Annotated in this window: 12 protein-coding genes; all 12 read left to right on the top strand. The window is 72.3% G+C overall.

Translation table 11 applies throughout. The features are described from left to right. Window positions 1-277: 277 nt before the first annotated feature. The 12 genes from nrdR to ACIG5E_RS24475 all read left to right on the top strand — a co-directional run bounded on the left by nrdR (window position 278) and on the right by ACIG5E_RS24475 (window position 13614). Window positions 278-775 (top strand): transcriptional regulator NrdR, encoded by a 498-nt coding sequence (gene nrdR, locus ACIG5E_RS24530; RefSeq protein ID WP_396536638.1) that lies wholly within the window; start codon window positions 278-280, stop codon window positions 773-775. Between the two features lie 235 nt (window positions 776-1010). Beyond that, complete coding sequence (locus tag ACIG5E_RS24525) at window positions 1011-3893, top strand: vitamin B12-dependent ribonucleotide reductase (protein WP_396536636.1); 2883 nt, start codon at window positions 1011-1013, stop codon at window positions 3891-3893. A gap of 171 nt (window positions 3894-4064) precedes the next feature. Further along, complete coding sequence (locus ACIG5E_RS24520; RefSeq protein ID WP_396536634.1) at window positions 4065-4823, top strand: SDR family oxidoreductase; 759 nt, start codon at window positions 4065-4067, stop codon at window positions 4821-4823. Between the two features lie 58 nt (window positions 4824-4881). Then, on the top strand, window positions 4882-5118 hold the full coding sequence (locus ACIG5E_RS24515) for an RNA polymerase subunit sigma-70 (protein ID WP_396536632.1): 237 nt from the start codon (window positions 4882-4884) through the stop codon (window positions 5116-5118). A 3-nt stretch (window positions 5119-5121) separates the two neighbouring features. Further along, window positions 5122-5688 carry a Clp protease N-terminal domain-containing protein gene (locus tag ACIG5E_RS24510; RefSeq protein WP_396536630.1) on the top strand — a complete coding sequence of 189 codons (567 nt, stop codon included), beginning with the start codon at window positions 5122-5124 and terminating at the stop codon, window positions 5686-5688. 227 nt (window positions 5689-5915) lie between these two features. Continuing rightward, the gene (locus ACIG5E_RS24505; protein WP_396536628.1) at window positions 5916-7631 is read left to right on the top strand and encodes a sensor histidine kinase; all 1716 of its coding nucleotides are present in this window, start codon (window positions 5916-5918) and stop codon (window positions 7629-7631) included. 319 nt (window positions 7632-7950) lie between these two features. Further along, window positions 7951-8391, top strand: a complete 441-nt coding sequence (locus ACIG5E_RS24500) for a roadblock/LC7 domain-containing protein (protein WP_396536626.1) — start codon at window positions 7951-7953, stop codon at window positions 8389-8391. Continuing rightward, entirely contained in the window at window positions 8388-8756 is a 369-nt protein-coding gene (locus ACIG5E_RS24495) for a DUF742 domain-containing protein (protein WP_396536624.1), read from the top strand. Before ACIG5E_RS24500 ends, ACIG5E_RS24495 begins: the two co-directional genes overlap by 4 nt. After that, window positions 8737-9423: a GTP-binding protein gene (locus tag ACIG5E_RS24490; protein WP_396536622.1), complete on the top strand. Its 687-nt coding sequence runs from the start codon at window positions 8737-8739 to the stop codon at window positions 9421-9423. The genes ACIG5E_RS24495 and ACIG5E_RS24490 overlap by 20 nt, the downstream gene beginning before the upstream one ends. A 25-nt stretch (window positions 9424-9448) precedes the next feature. Then, window positions 9449-10687 (top strand): cytochrome P450, encoded by a 1239-nt coding sequence (locus tag ACIG5E_RS24485; protein ID WP_396536620.1) that lies wholly within the window; start codon window positions 9449-9451, stop codon window positions 10685-10687. A 61-nt stretch (window positions 10688-10748) separates the two neighbouring features. After that, entirely contained in the window at window positions 10749-11963 is a 1215-nt protein-coding gene (locus tag ACIG5E_RS24480; protein WP_396536618.1) for a cytochrome P450, read from the top strand. A 265-nt stretch (window positions 11964-12228) separates the two neighbouring features. Further along, window positions 12229-13614: an ABC transporter substrate-binding protein gene (locus ACIG5E_RS24475; RefSeq protein ID WP_396536616.1), complete on the top strand. Its 1386-nt coding sequence runs from the start codon at window positions 12229-12231 to the stop codon at window positions 13612-13614. The last annotated feature ends 298 nt before the right edge of the window (window positions 13615-13912 follow it).

Below are 13912 nucleotides of genomic sequence, written 5' to 3'. Positions count from 1 at the left end.
CGCCAAACACACGTTCGAGTGAATTATTCGGGAGTTGGCTGACTCGATCAAGGCTTTGTTGTACATCGAGCAATTGTTCGACCGGATGTCGACTCCGAAAGTCTAATCGGCACCGACACGCCAGGGGTGTCGCATCCCCCGAAGACCTAGATGTAGTGGCTAGAGTCCTCTCCGTGCCCAGTACTAGTGGTCGCGTCGCATGATCAGCTTGCCGAGGCCGGGGGCACATCGCATAGACTCAACCGGTCCGCACGTCCTGCCAGGGAGGGATCCCCAGGTGCACTGCCCCTTCTGCCGGCACTCCGACAGCCGCGTTGTCGACAGCCGGACCACCGAGGACGGCAGCTGCATTCGCCGTCGTCGACAGTGCCCGGACTGCGGCCGCCGTTTTACCACCGTGGAGACGGCCGCGCTCATGGTCATCAAGCGCAGCGGCGTCACCGAACCGTTCTCCCGGCAGAAGGTGATCACCGGAGTCCGCAAGGCCTGCCAGGGCCGCCCGGTCACCGAGGACGCCCTCGCCCAGCTCGGGCAGCGGGTCGAGGAGTGCGTGCGCGCCAGCGGCAACGCCGAGCTGACCACCCACGACGTCGGGCTGGCCATACTCGGCCCGCTGAAGGAACTCGACCTGGTCGCGTACCTGCGCTTCGCCAGCGTGTACCAGGCGTACGACGGACTTGAGGACTTCGAGGCCGCCATCGCGGAACTCCGCACCGAGCGGCCCGCCACCGAGGCGGACGGCACCTGCGTGCCCGTTCCCGCCGCCGCGCCCTAGGAGGCGCGCCGGGCCCCCGCGGGCCCGCCACAGCCAACACGACGCAGGCCCCCAGCGGGCCGTCAGCACCACAGGCCCCGCGTGGGCCCACGCGTGCCCGAAAACTGGGCACGAAACACTACAAACCGTGCGCAAGCGGCGGGGTCTCCGCCTGCCCGCACACCGGAAGAACGAACCAGCGGTGCCCGGATTTTTCGGGGCACTTCGGGCGTTTGCCCAGGAGGAGGAGCGAGAAGTGACAGACACCACGAGCGGTTCCGCACGCGGGTCGAAGTCCGAGAAGGCCGCGGCCAAGGGCGCCAAGGCCCCGAAGGGCGGTCTCCGGATGGAGCGCATCTACACCACCCCTGGCGTGCACCCGTACGACGAGGTCCGCTGGGAGCGGCGCGATGTCGTCATGACCAACTGGCGTGACGGCTCGATCAACTTCGAGCAGCGCGGCGTGGAGTTCCCGGACTTCTGGTCGGTCAACGCCGTCAACATCGTCACGTCCAAGTACTTCCGCGGCGCCGTCGGCACCCCGCAGCGCGAGTGGAGCCTCAAGCAGATCATCGACCGCGTGGTGCTCACCTACCGCGCGGCCGGCGAGAAGCACGGCTACTTCGCCACCAAGGACGACGCCGAGATCTTCGAGCACGAGCTGAGCCACGCCCTCCTCCACCAGGTGTTCAGCTTCAACTCGCCGGTCTGGTTCAACGTCGGCACCAAGCAGCCCCAGCAGGTCAGCGCCTGCTTCATCCTGTCCGTCGACGACTCCATGGAGTCGATCCTCGACTGGTACAAGGAAGAGGGCATGATCTTCAAGGGCGGCTCCGGCGCCGGCCTCAACCTCTCCCGCATCCGCTCCTCCAAGGAACTGCTGTCCTCCGGCGGCAACGCCTCCGGCCCGGTCTCCTTCATGCGCGGCGCCGACGCCTCGGCCGGCACCATCAAGTCCGGTGGCGCCACCCGCCGCGCGGCCAAGATGGTCGTGCTCGACGTGGACCACCCGGACGTCGAGGCCTTCATCGAGACCAAGGTGAAGGAGGAGGAGAAGATCCGCGCCCTGCGCGACGCGGGCTTCGACATGGACCTCGGCGGCGACGACATCGCGTCCGTCCAGTACCAGAACGCCAACAACTCGGTCCGCGTCAACGACGAATTCATGACCGCCGTCGAGAACGGCACCGACTTCGGCCTGCGCGCCCGGATGACCGGCGAGGTCATCGAGACCGTCGACGCCAAGAAGCTGTTCCGCAAGATGGCCGAGGCCGCGTGGGCCTGCGCCGACCCCGGAATCCAGTACGACTCCACCATCAACCACTGGCACACCTGCCCCGAGTCCGGTCGCATCAACGCCTCCAACCCGTGCTCGGAGTACATGCACCTGGACAACTCCAGCTGCAACCTCGCCTCGCTGAACCTGATGAAGTTCCTGGGCGACGACGACTCTTTCGACGCCGCGACCTTCGCCAAGGTCGTCGAGCTGGTCATCACCGCGATGGACATCTCCATCTGCTTCGCCGACTTCCCGACCGAGAAGATCGGCGAGACCACCCGCGCCTTCCGCCAGCTCGGCATCGGCTACGCCAACCTCGGCGCCCTGCTGATGGCCACCGGCCACGCCTACGACAGCGAGGGCGGCCGCGCCCTGGCCGGCGCCATCACCTCGCTGATGACCGGCACCGCCTACCGCCGCGGCGCCGAACTCGCCGGTGTGGTCGGCCCGTACGACGGCTACGCCCGCAACGCGGCCGCGCACCAGCAGGTCATGAAGCAGCACGCCGACGCCTCCCTGGACGCCGTCTCCTTCGACGACCTGGACGCCCCGGTCTGGCTCGCGGCCAACAAGTCCTGGCAGGACGTGCTGCGCATCGGCGCGCAGAACGGCTTCCGCAACGCCCAGGCCTCGGTGCTCGCCCCGACCGGCACCATCGGCCTGATGATGGACTGCGACACCACCGGCGTCGAGCCCGACCTCGCCCTGGTCAAGTTCAAGAAGCTGGTCGGCGGCGGCTCGATGCAGATCGTCAACGGCACCGTCCCGCGCGCCCTCAAGCGCCTCGGCTACCAGGACGAGCAGATCGAGGCGATCGTCGCCCACATCGCCGAGCACGGCAACGTGGTGGACGCGCCCGGCCTGAAGACCGAGCACTACGAGGTGTTCGACTGCGCGATGGGCGAGCGCTCCATCTCCCCGATGGGGCACGTGCGGATGATGTCGGCGATCCAGCCGTGGATCTCCGGCGCCATCTCCAAGACGGTGAACATGCCGGCCAGCGCCACTGTCGAGGACGTCGAGGAGATCTACTTCGAGGCGTGGAAGATGGGCGTCAAGGCGCTCGCCATCTACCGCGAGAACTCGAAGGTCGGCCAGCCGCTCTCGGCCAAGAAGAAGGACTCCGAGACCAAGGCCGAGGAGGCCCAGGCCGCCGTCCCCGCCGCGGTCGAGAAGGTCGTCGAGTACCGCCCGGTCCGCAAGCGCCTGCCCAAGGGCCGCCCGGGCATCACCACCTCCTTCACGGTAGGTGGCGCCGAGGGCTACATGACCGCCAACTCCTACCCGGACGACGGCCTCGGCGAGGTCTTCCTCAAGATGTCCAAGCAGGGCTCGACCCTCGCGGGCATGATGGACGCCTTCTCCATCGCCGTCTCGGTCGGCCTGCAGTACGGCGTGCCGCTGGAGACCTACGTCTCCAAGTTCACCAACATGCGCTTCGAGCCGGCCGGTCTGACCGACGACCCGGACGTGCGGATGGCCCAGTCGATCGTCGACTACATCTTCCGCCGCCTGGCACTGGACTTCCTGCCGTTCGAGACCCGCTCGGCGCTCGGCATCCACTCCGTCGAGGAGCGCACCCGCCACCTGGAGACGGGCTCCTACGAGCCGCTGGAGGCCGAGGAGCTCGACACCGAGGCGCTGGCCCAGTCCGCCCCGGTGGCCGCCGCCAAGCCGGCCCCGGCCGTCGAGGCGCCCAAGCCGGCCCCGAAGCAGGCCCACAACTCCACGGAGCTGATGGAGATCCAGCTCGGCCTCAACGCCGACGCGCCGCTCTGCTTCTCCTGCGGCACCAAGATGCGCCGCGCCGGCAGCTGCTACCTCTGCGAGGGCTGCGGCTCCACCAGCGGCTGCAGCTGACCGCCGGACTGACCCCGCGCGGGTGAGCCACCGCTGAGGCGGGGCGAGGACTTCACGTCCTCGCCCCGCCTCTTTTCCTTTTTCCCTTGCCCGCAGGCGTCGATGTCACGAATGCGGGCGGTGTCCGGTCCGTAGGGGGTGACGGCGTGTTCCGAGAGGAGTGGTGTGGTGATGGGGACGGTGCTGGTGACCGGGGCGACGGGGACGTTGGGTCGGGAGGTGGTGCGGCTGTTGGTGGCGCGCGGGGTGGCGGTGCGGGGCCTGAGCCGGCGGGCGCGGGCGGCGGGTGACGGGGTCGAGTGGGTGGTCGGGGACTTGGTGACCGGGGCCGGGATCGCGGCGGCGGTCGCCGGGGTCGAGACGGTGGTGGACTGCGCGACCACGCAGGGGAAGAAGGACGTGGCGGCGCTCGGGCGGCTGGTGGCGCAGGCCCGGGAGGCCGGGGTGCGGCACCTGGTGTACGTGTCGATCGTGGGGATCGACCGGGTGCCGATCGCGTACTACCGCGCGAAGCTCGGCTGCGAGCGGGTGCTGCGGGAGTCCGGGCTGGGGTGGACGGTGCTGCGGGCGACGCAGTTCCACGACCTGCTGCTGAAGGCCTTCGACCTGAGCGCGAGGCTGCCGGTGTTCCCGGTGGTGAGCGGCGCGCTGATCCAGCCGGTGGAGGTCCGGGAGGTGGCGGAGCACGTCGTGGAGCTGGTGGGGCGGGAGCCGGCCGGGTTCGCGCCGGAGGTGGGCGGGCCGCGGGTGCGGTCGTACCGGGAGCTGGCCGAGGCGTACCTGCGGGCGGCGGGGCGGCGGCGGGTGGTGCTGCCGCTGCGGATCCCGGGGGCGGCCGGCTGGGCCCTGCGGGCGGGCGGGCTCACGGCGCCGGAGCGGGCGGTGGGGAGCGGGACCTTCGAGGAGGCGCTGGCGCGGCGGTTCGGCTGAGCTCCGCGAATGTCAACCAGGGTTGACATTCCCGGGGATGTCAACCAAAGTTGACGGCATGAGCGAGAGCGGAGAGCTCGCGGCCGCCGCGAGCAGTCGTGACCCGGCCGTGGGGCTCCGGGCGGTCCGCGCCCTGCGCGATCTGGCGGACCGCCTGGAATCCCTGCAGGTGGAGAACGCCCGGTCGCAGGGCTGGTCCTGGCAGGACATCGCGGTCTGCCTCGCGGTCACCAGGCAGGCGGTGCACAAGAAGTACGCACGGCGGACGCCCGGCAAGGGCGAGGACGGAGGCTGAGCGATGTTCGAGCGTTTCACCGCAGCGGCGAGGCAGGTCGTGGTCGTCGCGCAGGAGGAGGCAAGGGGGCTGCGGCACGGCCAGGTCGGGACGGAGCACCTGCTGCTGGCGGCCCTGGCCGGGCCGGACGACCCGGCGGCCGAGGTCCTGATCGGGATGGGCCTGGACCACGAGGCGGCGCGCCGCGCGGTGGTCCGGCTGCTCGGGCCGGGGGACGACGCCGAGGTGCTGGCCTCGATCGGCGTGGACCTGGACGCCGTCCGGGCCGCCGTGGAGTCGGCCTTCGGGGAGGGTGCGTTGGACTCGCCGGCGGACGAGGGGTCCAAGCGGCGGGGCTGGTTCCGGTCCGGGGGGTCGAAGCCGGCCCGCAGTCCGTTCGGCCCGGGGGCGAAGAAGGCGCTGGAGCTGTCGCTGCGCGAGTCCCTGCGGCTGAAGTCGGGGGAGATCGCGGTGGGCCACCTGCTGCTCGGGGTGCTCCGGGTGGAGGACGGACTCGGGCTGCGGGTGGTCACCGAGCACGGGCTGGACCCGGCGGCCGTACGGCAGGCGGTGGAGGCGAAACTGGCCTGAGCGGGCCCGCCCGGCGCGAATGAATGAGATTGACCGTCAACTGGCGGGTTGAGGCCAATGTCTGAATCGATATGATCGGCCGAAAGCGTGAACCGATCAGCCGCCCGGAGACGTTTCGCGACGTCGCCGGGCGGTCTGGTATGCGCCCGACCAGCTGTCGGCGGCCGCAACCGTCGCCGACCCGCCGCCCGCGCCGCCGCCCGCCGACGTTGCCGAGGACCGCACCGATGAGAGAAGCCACCAGCCCCGACGGTCGGCCGCGCCGCCGTCCGGCGCCACGCACCGCCGCCCTGACCGCGGCCGCCGTCCTGCTGGCGCTGGTCGCCGCACCGGTCGGCATCGGCCGGGCCCTGAGCGCGCACCAGCCGCTCACCGCCGCCGCCGTGGCCGCCGTGGCGGTGCTCTGGCTGATCGCGGTGGGCGTCGCCGCGACCGGCGCCGAGCGCTCCCGCCGACTGGTCGAGGAGCTGGCCGCGCAGCACGAGGAGACCCGGGCCGCGCTGGTCGCCGCCGGCACCGCCCGGCAGGCCGAGACGGCCGCCCGGGACCACGCCGCCGCCGCGCTCACCGAACGCGAGGCCGCCCGGGCCGAGCAGGCCCGCGCCGAGGCGGACGTCACCGCCGCGCACACCGAGCTGGCCCGGCTGCGGGCCCGGCTCGACACCGAGCGGGCCGAGGCCGAGGCGGAACGGGAGCGGGCCGCCGCCGAGCGGGCCGAGCTGGAGCGGATCCCCGAGGGCGTGCTGCCCGAGGTGGTGAAGAAGCTGCGCGGGGGCGCGGCCGTGGACAGTGCGCTGGCCGCCCACCGCAAGCACCCCCAGTACGCGCTGCTGCGTGCCGTCGGCGAGGAGATCGGCCGGGGCGAGCGGCTGCGGGCCGCGGCGCTCGCGGTCTGCGCGACCGCCGCCGGCCGGGTCCAGGCGCTGGCCACGAGCATGCACGCCGAACTGCGCGAGATGCAGCACCGGCACGACGAGGAGGTCCTCGGCGACCTGCTGCGACTGGACCACTCGACCGCCCAGGCGGGCCGGATGGCGGACAGCATCGCGGTGCTCACGGGCGCCCGCTCGGGCCGCCGCTGGGCCAAGCCGATCGCGGTGGAGTCGGTGCTGCGCGGCGCGCTCGGCCGGATCGGCGCCTACCAGCGGGTGCGGCTGCACAACGCCAGCACCGCCGCGGTCGCCGGCTTCGCGGCCGAGGGCGTGATGCACGCGCTGGCCGAACTGCTGGACAACGCCACCAACTTCTCCGCCCCGCCGGCCGAGGTGCACGTCTACGTCGAGGAGGTGCCGGCCGGCCTGGCGGTCACCGTCGAGGACAGCGGGCTGGGCCTGAGCGACAGTTGGCTGCGCCGGGCCGAACGCGCGGTCTCCGCCGAGCCGCTGGACCTGGCCACGCTGTCCGCAGGCACCCGGCTGGGCCTCGCGGTGGTCGGCGTGCTGGCGCGCAAGCACGGGCTGCAGATCTCCTTCCGGCCCTCGGCGCGCGGCGGCACCGGGGTGGTGATGCTGATCCCGCAGCAGCTGGTCACGCACCTCACTCCGGCGCCCGTCCCGGCTCCCGCCCCGGCGTCCGCGCCCGCCGTGGAGGCCGTGCGCCCCGCGCTCACCCCCGCCCGCCCGGCTCCCGCCTCACTGCCGGCCGCTCCCAGCGCCGTACCGTCCGCCTCGGCGGTTCCGGTACCCGCCGTCCCCGTCCAGGCCCCGTCCGCGCCCACCCGGATGACCGACAGCGGCCTGCCGCAGCGCCGCCGCGGGCAGACGCTGGCCACCACCGCCCCGGCGGCGGCCCCGGCCGCCAAGCCCGTACGGACCGACGCGGTGAGCGCTGCCGCCCGGTTCGGTGCCTTCCGTAGGGCGGCCCTGTCGGCCAAGGGCGACGAGCCGCAGACCACGGACGTCACTTCCGATGCCTCGCCTGCCACCGAGAAGGACTCCAGTTGACTTCGCCCTCCGGCCGAGGCCAGAGGACTCCAACCCTCGCCGGTCGGGCTTTCCGCTTCACCGCCGCTTGCCGACCTGGGCTCGCTGGCGAAGGGACGGTGTGCCGCCCATCGGTCTTACACCAGCTCCGCAGACCTGACGTCCCGCCAGCCCGGCGGTAGGCCGACTCGGAGCGTCACAACGCCCTGGGCCGTCCGGCAACGTAGCAGACGGCGACGATGACGGCGCTGCAACTCGACAAGCCGTGCCGCGTTCTGCCTCGCCGACAGAACGCCCGTATTCCCCCCGGTCAGCGCCGGGGACTCATCGGAGGTAATTGATGATTAGCGCCACCGACCGCGACCTCGACTGGCTGTTGGAAAACCTGCTGGCGTCGACCCCCGGCACCCGGCACGCCCTGGTGCTCTCCGCCGACGGCCTCAAGCTGTGCCACACCGCCGGGCTGAGCGCCGACCAGGCCGACCAGCTGTCCGCGATCGCCTCCGGTCTGCAGAGCCTGGCGCACGGCGCCTCGATCGAGTTCGGCGACGGCAGCGGCGGAGTGCGGCAGTCGATGACCGAGTTCCACGGCGGCATCCTGTGCATCGTGGCGGCCGGTGAGGGCGCGCACCTCGCGGTGGTCACGGACGACGACGCCGACGTGGGCGTGGTCGGCCACAACATGCACGGCCTGATCGAGCAGATCGGCATCCACCTCAGTGCGCCCGCCCGGGGCGCGGATTCCGACGGGGCCGCCGCGCAAGAGAGCGCCGGGATATGAACGCCGGGCCGGTGCTGCCGGGCCGGGACGACGACCCGGACCGCCTCTACACCATCACCGGGGGCCGCAGCCGCTCCCCGGAGAACGCCTTCGACCTGGTCACCCTGATCGTCGCCGAGCGGCAGCCGGCGCCGGGGATGCAGTCGGAGCACGCCAGGATCCTGCGGATGTGCGAGGCCCCGACCGCCGTGGTGGAGGTGGCGGCGGAGCTGTCGCTGCCCGTCTCGGTGGTGAAGATCCTGCTCGGCGACCTGCTGGAGTCCGGGGCGGTCACCGCCCGCCACCCCAGGTTCGCGCCGAACAAGGCCCGGCTGCCCGATCTCGACACGCTGAAGCAGGTGCTGCATGGCCTCCAACGACTCTGATGTCCCGTCGATGGGGCGCACCCCGCTGCGGGCGACCGCCGACAACGCGCTGAAGATCGTCGTGGTCGGCGGCTTCGGGGTGGGCAAGACCACCCTGGTCGGTTCGGTCAGCGAGATCCGCCCGCTGAACACCGAGGAGGTGATGACCCGGGCGGGAGAGGGCATCGACCCGGCCGGCAGCTGGGGCAAGCGCTCCACCACGGTCGCCTTCGACTTCGGCCGGATCACCCTGTCCGAGCGGCAGGTGCTCTACCTGTTCGGCGCGCCCGGGCAGGAACGCTTCTGGTTCCTCTGGGACCGGCTGTTCAGCGGCGCCCTGGGCGCGGTCGTCCTGGTGGACACCCGGCGGCTGGAGGACTCCTGGTACGCGATCGACCGGCTGGAGCACCACGGCACCCCGTTCATCGTCGCCCGCAACAACTTCGGCGAGCCCGGCCACACCCTGGAGCAGGTCCGCGAGGCCCTGGACCTGCCGCCCGAGGTCCCGCTGGTGGACTGCGACGCCCGCGACCGGGAGTCCGGCAAGCGGGTGCTGATCGAACTGGTCCACCACCTGGCCGCCCTCGCCGGGGCCGATGCGGCCGCCCTTGCGGAGGCCGACGCCGGCGGTGACGCAGCCGTTCCCGCCGGAGCACCCGACGCGATCTACGAGCAGAGCACCCCGTGATCCAGATCTACGAGGAGAGCACCCCGTGACCCAGCCCGCAGTCACCCCGCCCCCGGGCTGCCCGGCGCACACCGGCGCCACGCCGCTGTACGGCCCGCGCTTCCAGACCGACCCGGCCCAGCTCTACCGCGAGCTGCGCGCCGCCCACGGCCCGGTCGCTCCGGTCGAGCTGGCCGGCGGCGTGCCCGCCTGGCTGGTCATCGGCTACCGCGAGCTGCAGCAGGTCACCGGCCAGCCGCAGCTGTTCGGGCGCGACTCCAGCCGCTGGCGCCTCTGGGACTCCATCCCCGCCGACTGGCCGCTCAAGCCGATGATGGCCCCGGTGCCGTCGATGCTGTACACCGAGGGCGAGGAGCACGTCCGGCGGTCCCGCGCGGTCACCGACGCGCTGGCCGGGATCGACCCGTACGAGCTGCGCAAGCACAGCGAGGACGTCGCGGACCGGCTGATCGACGGGTTCGCCGGGCGCGGTGAGGCCGATCTGGTCGCCGAGTACGCCCACCTGATGCCGCTGCTGGTGCTCTGCCGGGTGTTCGGTCTGGACGAGGAGCAGGCGCCGGAACTGGTCGACGCGGTGCTCACCATGCTGGACGGCGGACCGGGCGCACCGGCCGCGGCCCAGCGGCTGCTGGAGCTGATGCTCGAAGTGGTCCGGACGAAGGCCGAGTACCCGGGCGAGGACCTGGCCTCGCGGATGCTGGCCCACCCGGCGGGCCTGGACCACGACGAGATCATGCGCGACCTGCGGGTGCTGCTGATCTCCGGGCACCAGCCGAGTTCGTACTGGATCTCCAACGCGCTGCGGCTGATGCTCACCGACGAGCGCTTCGCCGCCTCGCTGGCCGGCGGTCGGCGCAGCATCAGCCAAGCGCTCAACGAGGCGCTCTGGGAGGACACGCCGGTCCAGATCTTCGCCGGCCGCTGGGCCACCCAGGACACCTCGCTCGGCGGCCAGCGGATCGCCGCCGGGGACATGGTCCTGCTGGGCTTCGCGGGGGCGAACGGGGACCCGCTGGTGCGCGAGCCCGACGGCCGCCCGGCCGAGGGGAACCGGGCGCACATGAGCTACTCGTACGGCGAGCACGGCTGCCCGTTCCCGGCCCAGGAGGCGGCCGAGGTGATCGCCACCACCGCGATCGAGGTACTGCTGGACCGGCTGCCGGACCTGCGGCTGGCGGTGGCCGAGCACGCCCTGGTGTGGCGGCCCTCGGCTTGGGTGCGCGGGCTGGTCGCGCTGCCGGTCTCGTACACCCCGGGCTACTAGCAACCGTCGTTCCAGCCCGATTCGACCCCATGTCCCCGTACGCGAAGGAGAGTTGCCGCCGATGACCGCTGCCCCGGCCCCGATCGCCCTCGACCCGCTGGCCCGCGACAACGCCGCCGAGGGTGCCCTGCTGCGGGCCGCCGGCCCGGCGGTGCCGGTGGTGCTGCCCGGCGGGGTCGCCGCCTGGGCGGTGACCCGGCACGCGGCCGCGCGCGACCTGCTCACCGACGCCCGGCTGGTCAAGGACGCCCGGCACTGGGCGGCCTACCAGCGCGGCGAGGTGCCGAAGGCCTGGCCGCTGATCGGGCTGGCGGTGCCCGGCCCGAGCATGGTGACCACGGACGGCGCCGAGCACCGCCGGCTGCGGGCGCTGGTCGCCCAGGCCTTCACCCCGCGCCGGGTCGAGCTGATGCGCCCGCGGGTGGAGGAGACCACCCACGCGCTGCTGGACGCCCTGGCGGTGGGGGAGCCGGTGGTCGACCTCAAGACCGCCTTCGCCTTCCCGCTGCCGATGACGGTGATCTGCTCGTTGCTGGGCGTCCCGGAGTCGGACCACGGCCTGTTGCGCGACCTGTACGAGCGGTTCTTCGGCATCAAGCCCGATCCGGAGGGCATCCAGGCGACCGTCGCCGGTCTGAACGCCTTCGTCAACGGCCTGGTGGCGCAGCGCCGTTCGGAGCCCGGCGAGGACCTGGCGAGCGTGCTGCTGGCGGCGGACACCGAGGGCGGGGCGCTCACCGACGCGGAGGCGGCGGCCACCCTGCGGGTGATCATCGCGGCCGGCCACGAGACCACGGTGAACCTGATCGGCAACGCGGTGCGGGCGCTGCTGGCGCACCCGGACCAGCTGGAGCTGGTGCGGTCGGGCCGGGTGTCCTGGGACGCGGTGGTCGAGGAGTCGCTCCGCTGGACGCCGCCGACCAGCAACTTCCTGTTCCGCTTCACCGCCGCGGACATCGAGGTCGGCGAGCTGGTGATCCCGGCGGGTGAGCCGGTGCTGGTCTCGTACAACGCGATCGGCCGGGACCCGTTGCAGCACGGGGTGACGGCGGAGCTGTTCGACATCACCCGGGACCCGACCCGGCACCTGTCCTTCGGGCACGGTCCGCACGTCTGCCCGGGCTCGCCGCTGGCCCGGCTGGAGGCGGGGGTCGCGCTGCCGGCGCTGTTCGAGCGCTTCCCCGGGCTGTCGCTGGCGGTGCCGGACGGTGAGCTGCGGCCGAGCCCGTCGCTGGTGGTGAACAGCCTGCTGGAGCTGCCCGTCCGGCTCTGGTGACGTCGCGTCGGTGACAGGGCCCCGTCCGGGTTCCGGGCGGGGCTTCGGCGTCCGCTGTCCGCGGTCCTCGGGTTTCGGAGGTCACGGTCGGGGCACCGGTGTGTGAAGGTCGACCATGGACCTTGGCGGCGGCCGACGGCTGCGTTAACGTCGTCCAATCGGTTCGGCCGCCCGCTCTCCCCGCGATCCCTGCCCGCCCATCTCCGGTACAGCGCAATGTCGTTCAGCCAACCCCAGGCAGCACGCCCTGGCGAGGAGGACCGCATTGACCCTCAACCCGACCGCGCCGTCCACGAGTTCCCGCCGCCGACTGGTCGCCGCACCCGCCCTGCTGGCGGTGCTGGCCCTGACCGCGGCCTGCTCGAACAGCTCCGGCGGTTCGGGTGGCGGCGGTGGAGCCGCCCAGACGCTGACCGGTGACTGCGCCAAGTACCAGCCGTACGCGGGGCATTCGGGCACCACGGTGACGATGTTCGCCTCGATCCTCAGCCCGGAGTCGGACAACCTGGAGAAGTCCTGGGCCGAGTTCAGCAAGTGCACCGGGATCAAGATCAGCTACGAGGGGTCCAACGACTTCGAGTCCCAGCTGCCGGTCCGGGTGGCCGGCGGCAACGCCCCGGACTTCGCCATCGTCCCGCAGCCCGGCCTACTGGCGCAGATGGTCAAGAGCGGCAAGGTGGTCAAGCCGCCCGCCCAGACCGTCGCCAACCAGGACAAGTGGAGCCCGGTCTGGAAGACCTACGGCTCGGTCGACGGCACCTTCTACGCGGCCCCGATGAGCGCCAACATGAAGTCGCTGGTCTGGTACTCGCCGAAGGCCTTCGCGGCGGCCGGCTACGAGGTGCCCAAGACCTGGGCGGACCTGATGGCGCTCAGCGACCGGATCGCCAAGGCGGGTGGCCCCAAGCCCTGGTGCGGCGGCATCGCCTCCGGCACGGCCACCGGCTGGCCGGCCACCGACTGGCTCGAGGAGGTGGTGCTGGGCACGTACGGCGGCGACGTCTACGACCAGTGGGTCGGCCACCAGGTGAAGTTCTCCGATCAGAAGATCACCACGGCGATGCAGACCGTCGCCGGCTGGATGCTCAACCCGGCCTGGGTGAACGGCGGTTACGGCGACGTCAAGTCGATCGCCACCACCACCTTCCAGGACGCTGGCGCACCGATCCTCACCGGCAAGTGCGCGATGCTCCAGCAGGCCTCCTTCTACGAGGCGCAGTGGCCCAAGGGCACCAAGGTCGCCCCGGACGGCGACGTGTTCGCCTTCCACCTGCCCGCGGTCAACCCGGCGATCGCCAACCCGGTCGAGGGCGGCGGCGAGTTTCTGGCCGCCTTCTCCGGCAAGCCCGAGGTGCAGGCGGTGCAGAACTACCTGTCCAGCTCGGACTGGGCGAGCAGCCGGGTGAAGACCGCGAGCGGCTGGGTCTCGGCCAACCAGGGCGTGGACAAGAGCCTCTACACCGACCCGATCGACAAGCTCTCGGCGGAGGCGCTGACCGACCCGACCGCGACCTTCCGCTTCGACGCCTCCGACATGATGCCGGCGGCCGTCGGTTCCGGGCAGGAGTGGAAGTCGCTGACCGCCTGGTTCGCGGAGGGGCAGTCGGTCCAGAAGGTCGCCGGTGACATCGACGCCGCCTGGCCGAAGTAGACCGGTCGGCTCGCGGCTCTTATGCGGACCGGTCCGCTCGGGGCTCGATGCGGACCGGTCCGCACGGGGCTCGATGCAGACCGGTCGGCTCGGGGCTCGATGCAGCCCGGTCGGCTCGGGGCTCGATGCGGCCCGTCGGGCGGGACTCCATGCGGGCCCGCCGTCGGGGCGCGCAGCTCGGGACCACCTGTCGAGGGGGGGGGGGGGGGCCCCCCCCCCCCCCCCCCCCCCCCCCCCCCCCCCCCCCCCACGGGCGGGAATGCCGAATAGGAATCGCGGGCCCCCCCCCCCGGGGCCG

Origin of the sequence: Kitasatospora sp. NPDC053057, assembly GCF_044546945.1 — a bacterium.
Lineage (GTDB): Bacteria > Actinomycetota > Actinomycetes > Streptomycetales > Streptomycetaceae > Kitasatospora.
Note: the sequence above shows the minus strand (reverse complement) of the source record. Positions and strands in the feature narration are given on the sequence as shown.